The 18088-nt window shown below is 64.9% G+C and carries 14 protein-coding genes and 1 pseudogene; 11 read left to right on the forward strand and 4 right to left on the reverse strand.

Annotated elements, in window-relative coordinates; all coding sequences use genetic code 11:
- The first annotated feature begins 197 nt into the window (after positions 1–197).
- From MHEC_RS22495 to MHEC_RS22505, 3 genes and pseudogenes are all read left to right on the forward strand, one after another.
- Positions 198–1602 (forward strand): annotated as a pseudogene (locus tag MHEC_RS22495) (nitrate/nitrite transporter).
- Between the two features lie 78 nt (positions 1603–1680).
- Positions 1681–2826, forward strand: a complete 1146-nt coding sequence (locus MHEC_RS22500; RefSeq protein WP_048890508.1) for a uroporphyrinogen-III synthase — start codon at positions 1681–1683, stop codon at positions 2824–2826.
- The gene (locus MHEC_RS22505; protein WP_048890507.1) at positions 2823–3512 is read left to right on the forward strand and encodes a sirohydrochlorin chelatase; all 690 of its coding nucleotides are present in this window, start codon (positions 2823–2825) and stop codon (positions 3510–3512) included. The genes MHEC_RS22500 and MHEC_RS22505 overlap by 4 nt, the downstream gene beginning before the upstream one ends.
- A gap of 5 nt (positions 3513–3517) precedes the next feature.
- Here MHEC_RS22505 and nirD read toward each other — a convergent pair whose 3' ends face one another.
- Together nirD and nirB are read right to left on the reverse strand one after the other, a co-directional pair.
- On the reverse strand, positions 3518–3886 hold the full coding sequence (nirD, locus tag MHEC_RS22510; protein ID WP_048890506.1) for a nitrite reductase small subunit NirD: 369 nt from the start codon (positions 3884–3886) through the stop codon (positions 3518–3520).
- A gap of 21 nt (positions 3887–3907) precedes the next feature.
- Positions 3908–6496, reverse strand: a complete 2589-nt coding sequence (gene nirB / locus MHEC_RS22515) for a nitrite reductase large subunit NirB (RefSeq protein WP_071700111.1) — start codon at positions 6494–6496, stop codon at positions 3908–3910.
- Between the two features lie 245 nt (positions 6497–6741).
- Between nirB and MHEC_RS22520 the strand changes: the two genes are divergently transcribed.
- The 6 genes from MHEC_RS22520 to MHEC_RS22545 all read left to right on the forward strand — a co-directional run bounded on the left by MHEC_RS22520 (position 6742) and on the right by MHEC_RS22545 (position 13488).
- Entirely contained in the window at positions 6742–7185 is a 444-nt protein-coding gene (locus MHEC_RS22520) for an Hsp20/alpha crystallin family protein (RefSeq protein ID WP_048890505.1), read from the forward strand.
- Between the two features lie 234 nt (positions 7186–7419).
- The gene (locus MHEC_RS25170) at positions 7420–7572 is read left to right on the forward strand and encodes a hypothetical protein (RefSeq protein ID WP_372507321.1); all 153 of its coding nucleotides are present in this window, start codon (positions 7420–7422) and stop codon (positions 7570–7572) included.
- Between the two features lie 155 nt (positions 7573–7727).
- Entirely contained in the window at positions 7728–8549 is an 822-nt protein-coding gene (locus MHEC_RS22530; protein ID WP_048890504.1) for a hypothetical protein, read from the forward strand.
- A gap of 35 nt (positions 8550–8584) precedes the next feature.
- The gene (locus MHEC_RS22535) at positions 8585–10504 is read left to right on the forward strand and encodes a fumarate reductase/succinate dehydrogenase flavoprotein subunit (RefSeq protein WP_048890503.1); all 1920 of its coding nucleotides are present in this window, start codon (positions 8585–8587) and stop codon (positions 10502–10504) included.
- Complete coding sequence (locus tag MHEC_RS22540; RefSeq protein ID WP_048890502.1) at positions 10501–11247, forward strand: succinate dehydrogenase/fumarate reductase iron-sulfur subunit; 747 nt, start codon at positions 10501–10503, stop codon at positions 11245–11247. Before MHEC_RS22535 ends, MHEC_RS22540 begins: the two co-directional genes overlap by 4 nt.
- A gap of 405 nt (positions 11248–11652) precedes the next feature.
- Positions 11653–13488, forward strand: coding sequence for an acyl-CoA dehydrogenase (locus MHEC_RS22545; RefSeq protein WP_048890501.1), 1836 nt, complete (start codon positions 11653–11655; stop codon positions 13486–13488).
- A gap of 196 nt (positions 13489–13684) precedes the next feature.
- On the opposite strand, the gene MHEC_RS22550 is transcribed toward MHEC_RS22545, so the two are convergent.
- Entirely contained in the window at positions 13685–15049 is a 1365-nt protein-coding gene (locus MHEC_RS22550) for an acetyl-CoA C-acetyltransferase (RefSeq protein ID WP_372507322.1), read from the reverse strand.
- A 122-nt stretch (positions 15050–15171) separates the two neighbouring features.
- Here MHEC_RS22550 and MHEC_RS22555 point away from each other — a divergent pair, with 122 nt between their 5' ends.
- Entirely contained in the window at positions 15172–16536 is a 1365-nt protein-coding gene (locus MHEC_RS22555; RefSeq protein ID WP_048890499.1) for a 3-oxoacyl-ACP reductase, read from the forward strand.
- A 61-nt stretch (positions 16537–16597) separates the two neighbouring features.
- Positions 16598–17440, forward strand: a complete 843-nt coding sequence (locus MHEC_RS22560; RefSeq protein ID WP_048890568.1) for a MaoC/PaaZ C-terminal domain-containing protein — start codon at positions 16598–16600, stop codon at positions 17438–17440.
- Here MHEC_RS22560 and MHEC_RS22565 read toward each other — a convergent pair.
- The gene (locus MHEC_RS22565; protein ID WP_048890498.1) at positions 17437–18075 is read right to left on the reverse strand and encodes a TetR/AcrR family transcriptional regulator; all 639 of its coding nucleotides are present in this window, start codon (positions 18073–18075) and stop codon (positions 17437–17439) included. The genes MHEC_RS22560 and MHEC_RS22565 overlap by 4 nt on opposite strands.
- Positions 18076–18088 lie beyond the last annotated feature (13 nt).

Genomic DNA, 18088 nt, shown 5'->3' on the forward strand with positions numbered 1-18088 from the left:
TGGCGGCATGACCGCCGCGCGGCTATCGTGCGCTGTGGCACAGGCCACTGGGAGTCGGCAGCATCACTGCCGACTCCCAGCATTCGCACTGTCACCTCCCAGGCTGTGACCGTAAATTCACGCCGCGGTCATTGTCGGCAGTGTTCCGGTAACACTGCGTGCCTACCGTGACCGCGCGGCATCGTTGAGGAGGAGACTTGAGAGGCCATTCGCATCGCATTGCGGATTGGAATCCCGGAAGACACCGCAGCATGGGAAGCGGGTAACCAGGCCATCGCCCGCCGCAACTTGATCTGCACGGTGGTCTGCGACCATGTCGCCTTTTCGATCTGGTCGTTGTGGTCGGTGATGGTGCTGTTCATGCCGCAGACCGTGTACGGATTCTCCGCCGCCGACAAGTTCGTGCTGGGTGCGGTGGCCACATTGGTCGGCGGCTGCGCCCGCATCCCCTACACCCTGGGCATCGCGAAGTTCGGCGGCCGTAACTGGACGATGTTTTCGACCCTGGTGCTGCTGATCCCGACTGTCGGCACCATCGTGCTGCTGGCCAACCCCGGGCTACCGCTGTGGCCGTACCTGCTGTGCGCGGCGCTGACCGGGTTGGGCGGCGGCAACTATTCCGCGTCGCTGGCCAACGTCAACGCGTTCTATCCGCAGCGGCTCAAGGGCTGGGCGCTGGCCGTCAACGCGGGCGGCGGCAACCTCGGCGTGGCGGTCGTCCAGGTGGTCGGGCTGTTGGTGTTGGCATTCGCCGGCAACCGGCAGCCGTACTGGGTGTGCGCAATCTATCTGGTGCTGCTCGCGATCGCCGGAGTCGCGGCCGCACTGTTCATGGACAACTTGGACCACGCCATCGAGGTGGGCAACTTGAAGGCCATTCTGTTCGTTCGCCATACCTGGGTGATCTCACTGCTCTACATCGGCACCTTCGGGTCGTTCATCGGGTTCTCGTTCGCGTTCGGCCGGGTGCTCTACATCAATTTCATCGACAGCGGGCAGACCCCCGCCCAGGCGTCGCTGCACGTCGCCCAAATCGCCTTCCTGGGACCGCTTTTGGGGTCGCTGTCGCGGATCTATGGCGGCAGGCTGGCCGATCGCATCGGCGGGAGCCGCATCACCTTGGCGGTGTTTGTCGGCATGATCCTGGCAGCCGGGCTTCTGGTCGGGGTCAGCCGATACGACGAGGGCACCGGTCCTGCGACAAGCGCTGTGGCAATGGTTGGCTACGCCGTGGGCTTTATCGCCCTGTTCATTTTGTCCGGAATCGGCAATGCTTCAGTGTTCAAGATGATCCCGTCGATCTTCGAGGCGCGCAGCCGCGAATTGAACGTCAGCGAAGCCGAACGCCGTCACTGGTCACGGGCCATGTCCGGTGCGCTGATCGGCTTCGCCGGCGCGGTCGGCGCGCTCGGCGGCGTGGCAATCAACCTGACACTGCGACAGTCATATCTCAGCACCGGCGAGGAGACCTCGGCGTTTTGGATGTTCTTGGCGTTCTATGTCGTCGCCTCGTTCCTGACCTGGGCGATGTACGTGCGGGTGCCGGTCTCGGCTCCGCGTACGGCGGGCAGAGCCTCCGAGCCGACGCCGGCGCGGCTGTGACCGAAGCCGCACGACGGGGCAACGCTGCGGCAATTACGCGGTAACGCGGTCGAAATGTACGAGCCTTACACACGTGATATGAGTGAGCCAGTCGCGGCGCCGCTCACCGGCTATCGGGTCGCCGTGACGGCAGCGCGCCGCGCAGACGAGCTGTGCGCGTTGCTACGTCGTCACGGCGCCACGGTCTGCAGCGCCCCGGCGATCAGCATGGTAGCTCTGCCCGACGACGACGAATTGCACCGTCACACCGAGGCTTTGATCGCCAACCCGCCGGATATTCTGATCGCCACCACCGGAATCGGGTTTCGCGGATGGATTGCTGCCGCCGACGGGTGGGGACTGGCGAGCCAGCTGATCGCTGCGCTGTCGAGTGCGCAGGTCGTGGCCCGCGGCCCGAAAGCGACCGGTGCGCTACGCGCAGCCGGCTTGCGCGAGGCATGGTCACCGGAATCCGAATCGTCTCGCGATGTTCTGCGGTTTCTGCTCAAATCCGGCATTAGCGGTCGCCGGATCGCTCTTCAACTGCACGGCGCCACCGACGAATGGGACCCGTTTCCGGAGTTCGCTGACGAGCTGCGGGTCGCCGGTGCCGAAGTGGTGCCGATACGGGTGTACCGGTGGCGGCCGGTGCCGCGCGGCGGCGAGTTCGACCAGCTGGTCATCCAGATCACCCAACGCCAGGTCGACGCGGTCAGCTTCACCTCGGCGCCCGCGGTCGCGGCGACCTTGATGCGTGCCGAGGAACTAGGGGTTCAAGGCCAGTTCCTGGACGCGCTGCGCACCGTCGTGCGCGCGATGTGTGTCGGGCCGGTCACCGCGCAACCGCTTACGCGGCTGGGAATTCCGACCTCGTCGCCGGACCGGATGCGGTTGGGCGCGTTGGCTCGCCACATCGCAGATGAGCTGCCGCTCCTGCGTTCCCGCACGGTACATGCCGCTGGCCATGTGATCGAAATCCGCGGCACCTGCGTCGTCGTCGACGGCGAAGTCAGGCCACTGTCGCGGGCCGGAATGGCGATACTGCGTGCGCTGGCCCAACGTCCGGGCGCGGTGGTTTCCCGCAGCGATCTGCTGCGCGCGCTGCCAGGCAGCGGCACCGACACCCATGCCGTGGATACCGCGGTGCTGCGACTGCGAGCTGCCTTAGGAGACAAGGGAATCGTCGTTACAGTGGTCAAGCGTGGCTATCGGTTGGCGATCGACGAACAAACCGGTGCGGCGTGAACCTCGTCCTGGTCGCTCACGGCACGCGCCGACCGGCCGGCCTCGCTATGATCGGCGACCTTGCCGAAAACGTCAGCCGGCTACTGGATCGCACGGTGCACGTCGCATTCGTCGACGTGCTAGGACCCACGCCAAGCGAAGTGCTTTCCAGCGGCGCGGTGGCTCACCAGCCCACCACCGTGGTGCCGGCGTTCCTGTCCCGCGGCTATCACGTTCGCACCGACCTGCCCGCACACGTGGCAGCCAGCGGACATCCCCGCGTCACCGTCACCCCGGCGCTCGGGCCAAGCCACCAGATCGCGCGGCTGGTCGGCGAACAGCTGCTCAAAGCTGGCTGGCGTCCCGGTGATTCGGTAATCCTGGCTGCGGCCGGCACATCCGATCCGGTGGCTCGCACCGACCTGCACACCACAGCGACGCTGGTCTCAGCGCTGACCGGGTCACGGGTGGAGTTGGCGTTCGCGGCCACCGGTAATCCCACCGTGGCCGAGGCGGTCGCGAACGCGCGACGTCGGTCTGGCCGACCGGTCGCGGTGGCTAGCTATCTGCTGGCCGACGGCATATTTGCCCACCAGTTGCGAAACTCCGGCGCGGACGTGGTGGCCGACCCGCTGGGCACCCATCCGCGGCTGGCGAGGCTGATTGCCAACCGCTTCCACCGCGCTCGCGCGCCGCTGGCAGCGTGAGGGACCTAGCGGCCGACCTCGACCATTCCGTTAACCAGCCGGGTCCGATACACCGGCACCGCCACCGCCGGATCGTCGAAGCAGCGGCCGTCATCGAGAGCGAATGCCTGCTTGCCGATGGGTGATTGAACCATGGGCCGACCGGCTCGGTCCCCGACGATGCCGCGTGACAGCACCGCCGCACCGGAAAACGGGTCGATGTTTCCGATCGCGTGCAACGACCCGTCGTCTAGCCGGAACAATGCCGCCTGAGAGCCGTCCGCCAGGAGCACTCCCACCCCCCGGTTGGGAATCAAGTAGTCGTATGAGCAAGCGGCCGTCCAGGTTTCGACAGAGACGGATAACAGTTCGGTGGTGTCATCAAGCAGCGTCATGAGATCTCCTGCATTTGGCCTTTATGCCCGCACTCGCGGCATACCCATCAGCACCGGATCAGCCTGTCCGTCGTTGGGCGGCGCCGGTCTTTTGCGTCCGTTGTATTCGGTGAACGTCACAGTGGGATCGGGGGCGTCGGGCGCGTTGACGAAGGAAACAAACCGGGAAAGCTTCTCTGGGTCCTCCAGCACGCCTTTCCATTCGCACTTGTAGTTCGCGACATGCCGTGCGATCGCCGCCTCGAACTCCTCGGCCAGGCCGAGTGAGTCGTTGCATACCACGTCGCGCACGTGATCGAGTCCACCCTCAAGTGATTCGATCCACGACGCGGTGCGTTGCAACCGATCTGCGGTACGGATGTAGAACATCAGGAATCGGTCGATGTAGCGGATCAGCGTCTGTTCGTCAAGGTCACTGGCCAGCAACTGCGCGTGCCTGGGGGTAAACCCGCCGTTGCCGCCGACATAGAGATTCCAGCCCTTTTCGGTGGCGATGACGCCAACATCCTTGGCCCGCGCTTCGGCGCATTCGCGGGCACACCCCGAGACGCCCATCTTGATCTTGTGCGGTGCACGCAACCCCCGATATCGCAGCTCCAAATCGATCGCCAGCTGCACTGAATCCTGTTGGCCATAGCGGCACCAATCGTTGCCGACGCAACTCTTCACGGTGCGCACCGCTTTCCCGTACGCGTGCCCTGATTCCATGCCGGCGTCGACAAGCCGTTTCCAGATCGCCGGTAGCTGGTCGACTCGCGCGCCGAACATGTCGATGCGCTGACCGCCGGTAATCTTGGTGTAGAGGCCGAATTCCTGTGCTATCTGACCGATAAGGATTAGATGCTCGGGTTTGATATCGCCGCCTGGCACCCGCGGCACCACCGAGTAGCTGCCATTCCTCTGAATGTTGGCCAAGAAGTGATCATTGGAGTCCTGCAGAGACGCCTGTTCGCCGTCGAGGATGTGCTCCGAGCCGGTGGACGCAAGGATCGAGGCAACGGCTGGCTTGCAGATGTCGCAACCCTTTCCGGTGCCGAAACGATCCAGCAGACCGGAAAAGGTGCGAATGCCGGTGGCCATGATGATCTCGAATAGTTCTTGACGCGATTGGCTGAAGTGTTCGCACAGCGCCTTGGACTGTTGGACACCCTCGGCTTGCAGCAGTTGCTTGAGCATCGGCACGCAGGAACCGCACGAGGTGCCGGCTGAAGTACACGATTTGAGCGCAGCCACGTCAGCACAACCGTTGGCAATGGCCGCGGTCAAATCACCTTTGGTGACATTGTTGCAAGAGCAGATCTGGGCGCCGTCGGGCAGCGCGCTGACTCCCAAATTCCCTGCTGCACCGCCACTTTGGGCGGGTGCAATCAACGCCAACGGGTCGCCCGGCAGCTCGGAACCGACCATGGGCCGCAGTACGCCGTAGGCGGACGCATCCCCCACCAGGATGCCGCCGAGGAGCGTCTTGGCATCGTCGGAGAGCACCAGCTTGGCGTAGGTCTGATTCACCGCGTCGTTGACCACGACCTCTAAGCAGTTCGGCGTGGTGGCCATCGCGTCACCGAAGCTGGCAACGTCGACGCCGAGCAGTTTGAGCTTGGTGGACATGTCAGCTTCCCCGAACTCGGCTGCTCCGCCGAGCAGCTGATCCACCACGACCTCAGCGCTGGTGTAGCCGGGCCCCACCAAGCCGTAGCAACGGCCTTCGATCGCAGCCACCTCGCCGACCGCGTAGATATCGGGATCGCTTGTCCGGCAGGATAAGTCGGTGAGCACGCCGCCGCGGTCGGCGATCGCTAGCCCCGCGGCGGCGGCCAGCTCGTCACGGGGCCGGATACCGGCAGCGAAAATCACTACCCCGGCCTCGATGGTCTCTCCGTCGGACAGCCGCACCCGCACCGACGTCGAACCGTCGGAGTGCGTCATGGGTTCAATTGACTCGGTTTTCGCCTCGAGATGCACCGCGATCCCCAGCTCGGTGATCATCCGGGCCAGCAGGGCGCCGCCGGCCTCGTCGACCTGCTGGGCCATCAGTCGCGGCATCATCTCGACGACGTGGGTGTGCAGCCCGAACTGGCGCAGCGCGTTGGCGGCCTCGAGCCCCAGCAAGCCGCCGCCGATCACCACACCGGCACGGGCGTGACCTGCCTGCAGCGCACGCTGGGCGTCGGCTCGGATGGCGTCAAGGTCGTCGAGGGTGCGGTAGACGTGGCAGAGCGGCAGGTCGTGGCCCGGCACCGGCGGCACGAACGGATACGACCCGGTGGCCAGCACCAGTACGTCATATCGGTACCGCCGGCCGTCGGCGGTCAGCACCGATTTGGTGGCACGGTCGATCTCCGCCACGCGGCTGCGTAGCAGCAACCGGACGCGCTGGTCGCCGGTGTAATCGTTGCCCGGCAGCGCCAGCAGGCCCCGGTCCCAGTGCTCGGTGTAGCCGGTCAGCCCGACCCGGTCGTAGGCCGCGTCGGACTCCTCGGCCAGCACGGTGATCCGCCAGCGCCCCTCGCCGTCACGTGCACGCAGCGCTTCGACGAGACGGTGGCCCACCATGCCGTGCCCGACTACGACGACGTCGCGGGTCGCCGGCGGGTGTGCCACTGCAGCCATGGATCCGAGGCTAGGAAGGCGATATTGCCGCAATGTCGCCTAATGTGACACCGACATGACGGTGCCCTCACTCGCCTGGTCACGTGATGTTGAAACCGTTCACACGGGGTTGGACGCGGCTGCCGGCGTCGTGGTTCGCCGCAAGCGAACACGCAGGTGGAACTTTAGCGTAGTCGACTCATGTTGTACGGCATGGCGGGCCGGTGGACACCGGCCGAGATCAAGATCACATGAGGAGACATTCGATGAGCAACCTGACGCTGTGGTCACGACCCATCTGGGACACCGACCGTTGGCTGCGCGACTTCTTCGGGCCCGCGGCCACGACCGATTGGCTGCGGCCGTCGACCGGTGAATTCACTCCGGCCGCCGAGATCGTCAAGGACGGCGACGACGCGGTTATCCGTGTGGAGCTTCCCGGCGTCGACGTGGACAAGGACGTCGAGGTCGAGCTCCGGCAGGATCGCCTGGTGATCCACGGACAGCGTCGCGACGAGCGTGCCGAGGAAAAGAACGGCCGAGTGCTGCGCGAAGTCCGCTACGGGTCGTTCCGGCGATCGTTCCAGCTGCCGGCGCATGTCACGAGCGAGGCCGTCTCGGCGTCGTATGACGCTGGCGTGCTGACGGTTCGGGTTACCGGCGCCTACGCCGGAAGCCAGGCCAAGCGCATCGCGATTACCAAGCAATAACCTTGCGCGAGCCGACGCCAGGGCCCCCGTGGGCCGGGGGCCCTGGCGCGTCTGGTGGATACGCACAGCTGACGCAGCTGCCAAGCGCCGCAACCTATCCGGCCGACGGCGGCCGGATGCGTTGGGGACCAGCGCCCGACCTCCAGGGCTTCTCCGGCGCGGTGACTCATCTCACGCGGGCCCTGCGCGCTGGATAGTATTCGGTGTCGTACTGTGATCCGTGACACGTCAGCCATGGGAGATCTGTTGTCCGGCACTCCTGAACTGGCCGAGCTTCATGATCTGATCGGCGCCGTCATCGACGCAGACCGGATCCCAGCTGCCATCGAGTTACTCGATATCGACGCGACTGAATTAGCTCTGGCGCACAGGGCAGGACTCGGGTGAGAAGCTCCCGACGCCGACTACGACACCGGGTTGTGGCGAGATGCTGACGACGAGGGTGTCGGCGGTCACAGCAGCAGGTCCTGACCGACCCCCCGCGACAGCGGTTGATCACTTCTGAGTACGCTCCGACGAGGCAACCAGAAGAGGATCACCAGATGAGCGCACCCACGGCGAACCGTCCTGCCACCGGCGTCTTCTCACCTGCCCGGGCCCAGTTAGACCGGCGCACCCTACGCACCGACCGGTGGTGGCTGCCAATCCTTTGGACAGACCTGGGCTTGTCGGCGTTTGTCATCTACGCGACGATCCGGGCGTTCTGGGGCAGTGCCTATTACGTCGAGGACTACCACTACCTGACGCCGTTCTACTCGCCGTGCGTAAGCGCGTCGTGCGTAGAAGGAGCCCGGCACTTCGGCACCTGGGTCGGTGAACTGCCATGGTTCATCCCGATGGCGTTCCTATCGCTGCCGTTCCTGCTGGCGTTCCGGTTGACGTGTTACTACTATCGTAAGGCGTACTACCGTACGGTGTGGCAGTCTCCGCCGGCATGCGCTGTGGCAGAACCACATTCGGTATACACCGGCGAGACACAGCTTCCACTCATACTGCAAAACGTGCACCGCTACTTCTTCTATGTAGCGTGCATCGTTTCGCTCGTCAACACCTACGACGTCGTCAAGTCATTCCATTCGCCGAGCGGTTTCGGCATTGGACTGGGCAACGTCATCCTTACGGTCAATGTGATCCTGCTGTGGATCTACACCTTGTCCTGTCACTCCTGCCGGCATGTCACCGGCGGCCGGCTCAAGCATTTCTCGAAGCATCCGGTGCGCTACTGGCTCTGGACACAGGTCAGCTTGATCAACACCAAGCACATGCAGTGGGCGTGGATCACGTTGGGCACCCTGATGCTCACCGACGGCTACGTCGCCCTGGTGGCTAGCGGCTGGATTCACGACTTGAGATTCATTGGCTGACAAGAACTATCAGGTTTAGTTGAGCGAGGGTTTTCATGGCTGAGGTCGAACGGCACTCCTACGACGTCGTCGTGATCGGTGCCGGCGGCGCCGGGCTGCGCGCTGTGATCGAGGCGCGAGAACGCGGCCTTAAGGTCGCGGTGGTGTGTAAGTCGTTGTTCGGCAAGGCGCATACCGTCATGGCCGAGGGCGGTGCTGCGGCGGCAATGGGTAACGCCAACCCGAAAGATAACTGGCAGACGCACTTCGGCGACACCATGCGCGGCGGGAAGTTCCTGAACAACTGGCGGATGGCCGAGCTGCACGCCAAGGAAGCCCCGGACCGGATCTGGGAGCTGGAGACCTACGGCGCGCTGTTCGACCGCACCAAGGACGGCCGGATCAGCCAACGCAACTTCGGCGGACACACCTATGCGCGGCTGGCCCACGTGGGTGACCGCACCGGTCTCGAGCTGATCCGAACGCTGCAGCAGAAGATCGTCTCCCTGCAGCAGGAGGACCATGCCGAACTCGGTGACTATGAGGCGCGGATCAAGGTGTTCGCCGAGTGCACGATCACCGAGTTGCTCAAGGACGGGGACCGCATCGCCGGCGCGTTCGGGTACTGGCGCGAGACCGGCCGGTTCGTCTTGTTCGAGGCCCCGGCGGTCGTGCTGGCCACCGGGGGGATCGGCAAGTCGTTCAAGGTGACATCGAACTCCTGGGAGTACACCGGCGACGGGCATGCCCTGGCGCTGCGGGCCGGGGCGACGCTGATCAACATGGAGTTCGTCCAATTTCACCCGACCGGCATGGTGTGGCCGCCCAGCGTCAAAGGAATTCTCGTTACCGAAGGTGTTCGCGGCGACGGCGGCGTGCTGAAGAACGCCGACGGTAAGCGGTTCATGTTCGACTACATCCCGGCGGTGTTCAAAGGACAGTACGCCGAGACCGAGCAAGAGGCCGACCAGTGGCTCAAAGACAACGACTCGGCGCGTCGCACCCCCGACCTGCTGCCTCGTGACGAAGTCGCGCGCGCAATCAACGCCGAAGTCAAAGCCGGCCGCGGCTCGCCCCACGGCGGGGTCTACCTCGATATCGCATCGCGGCTGACCCCGGCGGAGATCAAGCGGCGACTGCCGTCGATGTATCACCAGTTCATGGAGCTGGCCGGGGTCGATATCACCAAGGAGCCGATGGAAGTCGGGCCGACCTGTCACTACGTAATGGGCGGCGTCGAGGTCGACCCGGACACCGGTGCGGCCATCGTGCCCGGGCTGTTCGCCGCCGGCGAGTGCTCCGGTGGGATGCACGGCTCCAACCGGCTGGGCGGCAATTCGCTGTCGGACCTGCTGGTGTTCGGCCGGCGCGCCGGCCTGGGCGCCGCCGACTATGTGCGCGCCCTGCGCAGCCGGCCGCAGGTCTCCGAGCAGGCCGTGGAGGCTGCCGCCAAGCTTGCGCTGTCGCCGTTCGAAGGGCCGAAAGATGGCTCACCGGCGGAAAATCCGTACAAGCTGCAGATTGATCTGCAGGACTGCATGAACGAGCTGGTCGGCATCATCCGCACCGGCGAGGAGATCACGCAGGCGCTCGGCCGGCTGGAGGAGCTGCGGGCCCGATTCGCCAACCTGCAGGTCGAAGGGCATCGGCAATACAACCCGGGCTGGCATCTGGCCATCGACCTGCGCAACATGCTGCTGGTCAGCGAATGCGTGGCCAAGGCGGCTTTACAGCGCACCGAGAGCCGCGGCGGGCACACCCGTGACGACCATCCCGCCATGGACGCCAACTGGCGCAAAGTCTTGCTGGTGTGCCGCACGCAGGGCGACGACGTAAACCTGCCCCACGTCGATGTCACCCGCGAGGAGCAACCGCCGATGCGGCCCGACCTGCTGGAGCTCTTCGAGCTCTCCGAACTGGAGAAGTACTACACCGAGGAAGAGCTGGCAGCCCACCCAGGACGGAGAAGTAAATGAGTTACAACGCACGCTTGCGGGTGTGGCGCGGCGACGACGCCAACGGCGCGCTGCAGGACTTCACCGTCGAGGTCAACGAGGGTGAGGTGGTGCTCGACGTCATCCACCGTCTGCAACAGACTCAGACACCCGACCTCGCGGTGCGGTGGAACTGCAAAGCGGGCAAGTGCGGGTCGTGTTCGGCGGAGATCAATGGCAGACCGCGGTTGATGTGCATGACCCGGATGTCGACGTTCGCCGAGGACGAGGCGGTCACGGTCACACCGCTGCGGACGTTCCCGGTTATTCGTGATTTGGTCACCGATGTGTCGTTCAACTACGAAAAGGCCCGCGAGATCCCGTCCTTCACGCCGCCCAAGGATCTGCAACCCGGTGAGTACCGGATGGCGCAGGTCGACGTGCAGCGCTCACAGGAGTTTCGCAAGTGCATCGAATGCTTCCTGTGCCAAAACGTCTGCCACGTGATCCGTGACCACGAGGAGAACAAGGAAGCGTTCGCGGGTCCTCGGTTCTTCATCCGCATCGCCGAACTGGAGATGCATCCGCTCGACACGGCGGACCGGCGAGACCTCGCCCAGGACGAGGCCGGTCTCGGCTTCTGCAATATCACCAAATGCTGCACCGAGGTATGCCCCGAGGGGATCAAGATCACCGACAACGCGATCATCCCGATGAAAGAGCGCGTCGCCGGCCGTCGCTACGACCCGGTGGTGTGGCTGGGCAACAAGCTGTTTCGCCGCTAGTGTGCCGAGCGGCCATCAAAGCACGAAGCGCTTAGCCGACGGCCGTAACGGCGCATGCCCGCGGTCCCGACGGGCTGCCGCGATCGCGCGGGCGCGCCAACCTCGTCCGGCCTGGTAAGGGCGCACACTGCGGGATTGCACGACACGCCGAGACGTCGCCGAGACGCATCACAAGGCGGGCTGTGGCGCTTGACACACCGGCGTTGGGCTGATCGTTTGCGCAGCTCAAGGGGCATACCCGGGCCACAATCCGGCTCTGCCCAACCGGTTGGTTAATTAGCCATTGGAATGTAGCTCACATTGGCTTGCGTTGAAGTTACTGACCCGTTAAGTTGGCCCTGTTACCGGTGGGTAACTTAGTCCTAGTACCCAACCGCGAAGTGGCGTTCTCATCGAGGAGGAAACGTGAGCCACTACAAGAGCAATGTCCGCGACCAGGAGTTCAACCTGTTCGAGGTCTTCGGCGTCGACAAGGTATTCGGCGCAGGCCCCTACAGCGACCTGGACGTGGACACTGCCCGCGAGATGCTGGCGGAGATGAGCCGGCTGGCGGAGGGCCCGATCGCGGAGTCATTCGCCGAAGGCGACCGTAACCCGCCGGTTTTCGACCCGGAAACCCACTCCGTGACGCTGCCCGAGCGGTTCAAGAAGTCGGTGCAGGCGACGCTGGAAGCTGGTTGGGACAAGATCGGTATCGAAGAGGCTCTCGGTGGCACGCCCATGCCCAAAGCACTGGTCTGGGCGCTGCATGAGCACATCCTCGGCGCCAACCCGGCGGTGTGGATGTACGGCGGCGGCGCCGGATTCGCCAACATCCTCTACAAGCTCGGCACCGAAGAGCAAAAGAAGTGGGCCGTGCTGGCCGCCGAGCGCAACTGGGGCGCCACGATGGTCTTGACGGAGCCGGACGCCGGTTCCGACGTGGGTGCGGCCCGTACCAAGGCGATCAAGCAGGACGACGGATCCTGGCACATCGACGGCGTAAAGCGGTTCATCACGTCGGCCGATTCCGGTGACCTGTTCGAGAACATCTTCCACCTGGTGCTGGCCCGCCCGGAAGGCGCCGGCCCGGGCACCAAGGGCCTGTCGCTGTTCTTCGTCCCCAAGTTCCTGTTCGACCCGGAAACCGGTGAGCCGGGTGAGCGCAACGGCGTGTTCGTCACCAACGTCGAGCACAAGATGGGCCTGAAGGTGTCGGCCACCTGCGAGCTGGCATTCGGCCAGCACGGCGTGCCGGCTAAGGGCTGGCTAGTCGGCGAGGTGCACAACGGCATCGCGCAGATGTTCGACGTCATCGAGCAGGCGCGGATGATGGTGGGCACCAAAGCCATCGCGACGCTGTCCACCGGCTATCTGAACGCGCTGGAATACGCCAAGTCGCGCGTGCAGGGTGCCGACATGACCCAGATGACCGACAAAACCGCACCGCGAGTGACGATCACCCACCACCCGGATGTGCGCCGGTCGCTGATGACCCAGAAGGCCTACGCCGAAGGCCTGCGCGCGCTCTACACCTACGCGGCGACCTACCAGGACGCCGCGGTGGCGAAGGCCGTGCACGGTGTGGACGCCGAGCTGGCCGTCAAGGTCAATGACCTGCTGCTGCCGGTGGTCAAGGGCGTCGGCTCTGAGCAGGCGTACGCCAAGCTCACCGAGAGCCTGCAAACGCTGGGCGGCTCCGGCTTCCTGCAGGACTACCCGATCGAGCAGTACATCCGCGACTCGAAGATCGACTCGCTCTATGAGGGCACCACGGCCATCCAGGCGCAGGACTTCTTCTTCCGCAAGATCGTCCGCGACAAGGGTGTGGCGCTGGCCTACGTGGCCAGCCAGATCGAGGAGTTCGTCAAGAACGAGTCCGGCAATGGCCGGCTGAAGGCCGAACGCGAGCTGTTGGCCACCGCGTTGGCCGATGTGCAGGCCATGGCCGCCGCGCTGACCGGCTACCTGATGGCCGCCCAGGAGGACATCTCCAGCGTCTACAAGGTGGGCCTGGGTTCGGTGCGGTTCCTGATGGCTGTCGGCGATCTGCTGATCGGCTGGCTGCTGCAGCGTCAGGCCGCCGTGGCCATGGCGGCCCTCGACCGCGGCGCCAGCGACGCCGACCGGGCCTTCTACCAGGGCAAGATCGCGGTGGCATCGTTCTTCGCGAAGAACTTCCTGCCGCTGCTCAGCAGCACCCGTCAGGTGATCGAGTCGATCGACACCGAGGTCATGGAGCTCGACGAAGCGGCGTTCTAAGCCTGGCAGACAAAGACGGCGATGACCTGCAGAGGCCGCCGCTGGATCCCCTCAGTCCAGCGGCGGCCTCTTTACCCAGGGATGCCCCGCGTTGCCATCGGGTCGGGGGTCGGACGACAACACGGAGCTATCCGTATTTCGCATACCCGCGGCCAGGCGTTACTAAACGTCCCCACGAAATTCGGCGCCCGGTAGTTCAAGCCTCCAAAATGGCGGCCACGCCCTGACCACCGGCCGCGCAGATCGAAATCAGCGCGCGCAGCGGCGTGTCGGCTGCTCCCCTCCGCTCGGCCTTCTTTTCCGCCAGCAGCTTGGCGGTCTGCGCGAGGATACGCCCGCCGGTGGCGGCGAACGGGTGACCGGCCGCCAGTGAGGAACCATTGACGTTGAGCTTGGACCGGTCGATGGATCCCAGCGCCGCGTCCAAGCCCAGCCGCTGCTTGCAGTACTCCTCGGACTCCAGCGCTTGCAAATGCGCCAGCACCACCGACGCGAACGCCTCGTGGAACTCGTAGAAGTCGAAGTCCTGCAGGCTCAGTCCGTTCCGCGCCAGCAGCCGGGGGATGGCGTAGGTGGGTGCCATCAGCAGTCCGTCGTTGCCGCTGACGTAGTCCACGGCGGCGGTCTCGGCATCGACGAAATAGGCCAGCGGGGTCAAGGAATGCTGGGCGGCCCACTCCTCGCTGGCAAGCAGCGTGACCGAGGCACCGTCGGTCAGCGGCGTGGAATTGCCCGCCGTCATCGTCGCATCGCCGGACTTCACCCCGAACACCGGCTTGAGCTGGGCCAGCTTCTCCAGCGATGCGTCGGGGCGCATGTTGTCGTCGCGGTACAGCCCCAAAAACGGGGTGACGAGGTCGTCGAAGAAGCCGCGGTCGTAAGCGGCGGCCATGTTGCGGTGGCTGGCGACGGCGAGTTCGTCTTGGTCGACCCGTTTGATGCCCATCTGCTTGGTGGTGATGGCCTGGTGTTCACCCATCGACAACCCGGTGCGGGGTTCGGCGTTCACCGGAATCTCCACACCGACGGTCGCGGGCAGCGTGCCCACCAGCCGGAGCCGCTCGAGGTTGGACTTGGACCGGCGCAGCTTCAGCAGTGTGCGACGCAGGTTGTCGCCCAAGCCGATCGGCGGATCCGACGTGGTGTCGACGCCGCCCGCGGCGGCCACCTCGTAGCGGCCGGCGGCGATGCCATCGGCCGCGGCGATCGCAGCCTGCAGCCCGGTCCCGCAGGCCTGCTGCATGTCGATGGCCGGCGTGTGCGGCGAGAGAGCCGATCCCAGTACGCATTCCCGCATCAGGTTGAAGTCGCGACTGTGCTTGAGCACCGCGCCGCCGATCACCGCGCCGAGTTGTTCACCGGCGAGATCAAAACGATCCACCAGCCCGCTCAGCGCGGCAGTGAACATGTCTTGGTTCGACGCGTCGGCGTACGCGCCGTCGGACCGTGCGAACGGAATACGATTGCCACCGAGCACGGCAACGCGCCGCCGTGACGGCATACTTTTGTTGGCAGGCTGGTTAGTCGTCTGAGAACTTGTCGAAGTGCTTGCAGGGGCCACGTTCGTCTCCGTGTCATCAATTGGGGATTGGTCCGCCGATGAGGGCCATACTACCCGCCGTTCTTACTCTGGAGTAAGTTCGTCGTTGGTTACGAGATACGTCCACAACGGAAGGCAGCTCAGTGGCCCCTAAACTTTCATCCGACCTATTCTCCCAGGTCGTCAACTCTGGTCCCGGGTCGTTTCTGGCCAAGCAGCTCGGAATTCCACAACCGCCGCCGCTGCGTCGCTACCGGGTAGGCGATCCGCCGCTGGAGGGGTCTTTGCTGATCGGTGGGCAAGGCCGGGTGGTCGAGCCGCTGCGCAGCGCACTGGACAGAGACTACGAGGTGGTGGGTGCCAACCTCGGCGGTCGTTGGGCCGACTCGTTCGGCGGGCTCGTTTTCGACGCCACCGGGATCACCGCGCCGGCCGGGTTGAAGGGGCTGCACGAGTTTTTCGCCCCGCTGTTGCGTAACCTGAGCGCCTGCGGCCGCGTCGTCGTCGTCGGCACCACTCCTGAGGCCATCGCCAGCACCGACGAGCGGATCGCGCAGCGTGCGCTGGAGGGTTTCACCCGCTCGCTGGGTAAGGAGCTACGGCGGGGGGCCACCGTTCAGTTGGTCTATCTTTCTCCCGAGGCCAAACCGGCGGCTACCGGCCTGGAATCGACGATGCGGTTCATCTTGTCGGCCAAATCGGCATACGTTGACGGCCAAGTGTTTCACGTCGGAGCAACCGATGCCACGCCCCCGGCCGACTGGGACCGTCCGCTCGACGGCAAAGTCGCGGTGGTGACCGGCGCTGCCCGTGGCATCGGCGCGACGATCGCCGAGGTGTTGGCCCGCGACGGGGCCCGGGTGGTCGCGATCGACGTCGACGCCGCGGCCGACGCGCTCACCGAGACCGCGAGCCGGGTGGGGGGCACGGCGCTCACCCTCGACGTCACCGCCGCCGATGCCGTCGACCAGATCACCCAGCATCTACGCGACCATCACAACGGGCGGACCGACATTCTGGTCAACAATGCCGGCATCACCCGCGACAAGCTGCTGGTCAACATGGACGGCGACCGTTGGGACGCGGTTATAGCCGTGAATTTGCTTGCGCCGCTTCGTCTTACCGAGGGGCTGGTGGACAACGGCTGTATCGGTGAGGGCGGTCGGGTGATCGGTCTGTCCTCGGTGGCCGGTATTGCCGGCAACCGCGGGCAGACGAATTACGCCACCAGCAAGGCCGGCATGATCGGCATCACCCAAGCGCTGGCGCCGACGCTCGCCGAGAAGGGCATCACGATCAACGCCGTCGCGCCAGGATTCATCGAAACGCAGATGACCGCGGCGATCCCACTGGCCACCCGCGAGGTGGGCCGGCGCCTGAATTCGCTGCTGCAGGGTGGACAGCCGGTCGACGTCGCCGAAACCATCGCCTATTTCGCCAACCCGGCGTCAAATGCCGTAACCGGCAACGTCATTCGCGTCTGTGGCCAAGCATTGATGGGTGCCTGAGTCCGGCGACGACGCGGAGGGCAATGAGCCAAGGATCAGCCGGAAAGTGGACGGAGCCACGATGACCCAACCCAGTGGGCTTAAAAACATGCTGCGCGCAGCGGCGGGAGCGCTGCCGCTGGTCCCCCGCGACGACCGACTGCCCGACCGAACAATCAGCGTCAACGATGTGCGGATCGACCGCGCACATGTTGCTGCCTACGCCGCAGTCACCGGCTTACGCTATGGCGACACGGTGCCGCTGACCTATCCGTTCGTATTGGCCTTCCCCGCAGTGATGTCCCTGGTGACGTCGTTCGACTTTCCTTTTGCCGCAATAGGAGCCATCCACACCGAAAATCACATCACCCAATACCGGCCGATCGCGGTGACCGACAGCGTCGGCGTCAAGGTGCATGCCGAGAACCTGCGCGAACACCGCAAGGGTTTGCTGGTCGACCTGGTGACCGACGTCAGCGTCGGCACCGAAACCGCGTGGCATCAAGTGACAACCTTCCTGCATCAGCAGCGCACGAGTTTGTCCGACGAGCCCAAACCGCCGCCGCAGAAGCAGCCGAAGCTGCCGCCCCCAAATGCGGTGCTGCGCATAACCCCCAGACAGATTCGCCGCTATGCGGCGGTCGGCGGCGATCACAATCCGATTCACACCAACCCGATCGCTGCCAAGCTGTTTGGCTTTCCAACCGTCATAGCCCACGGAATGTTCAGTGCCGCAGCGGCATTGGCGAACATCGAGGGCCGCCTTCCAGACGCTTTGAGCTATTCGGTGCGGTTCGGCAAACCGATGGTGCTGCCCGCCCGGGCAGGCCTGTTCGTCGACCGCGTCGACGACGGCTGGGAGCTTGCGCTGCGCAACCTCACCAAGCGCTACCCGTATCTCACCGGCACCGTCCGCCCGCTCTAACCGGAGCCGGCGGCAAGCTTAGACGCGGTGTCGCCGTCCCGGTCGGTCGGCCCACCCTTGAGGCCACGCCAGAACAGGTTGATCATCAGTTCGGCGGCTTCCTCGACGTCGGTGTCCCCGGTGCTGAGCCGGGTGGCCACGGCCTCACCGGCCCCGACCAGCGCCACGGCCATCATCTCGAAGTCGGTATCGGGGTCAGGGTTGCGAGTGCCCGCCCGCAGCAGGTCGGCGACCAATTCGATGATCCGCTCGCGGCCCTCGCGCACGGTCTGGGCGAATGCCTGCGAGCTGGTGGCCTGGGTGTACATGACGATCCACGACGCCCGGTTGGCGTCGATGTAGCGCAGGAACGACACAATAGTGTTGCGCAGCAAGTCCTTCGGGCTCTGCTCCGGGTCGATCTCTTCGCGCACACCGTCGATGAACCGCGTCAGCTCGCGGTTCAGGCAGGCGCCGAAAAGCTCCTCCTTGGACCCGTAGTACAGGTAAAGCATCGGCTTGGAGATCTCGGCCTTGGCAGCGATCGCGTCCATCGAGGTCTCGTGGTAGCCGTTGACCGAGAACATCTGGACGGCAGCATCGAGCATCTGTTGCTCGCGGACAGCACGCGGCAAGCGTTTGGTACCACCGGCCATGCACTGTCCTTCG

This window comes from Mycobacterium heckeshornense, from assembly GCF_016592155.1.
Taxonomy (GTDB): Bacteria; Actinomycetota; Actinomycetes; order Mycobacteriales; family Mycobacteriaceae; genus Mycobacterium; species Mycobacterium heckeshornense.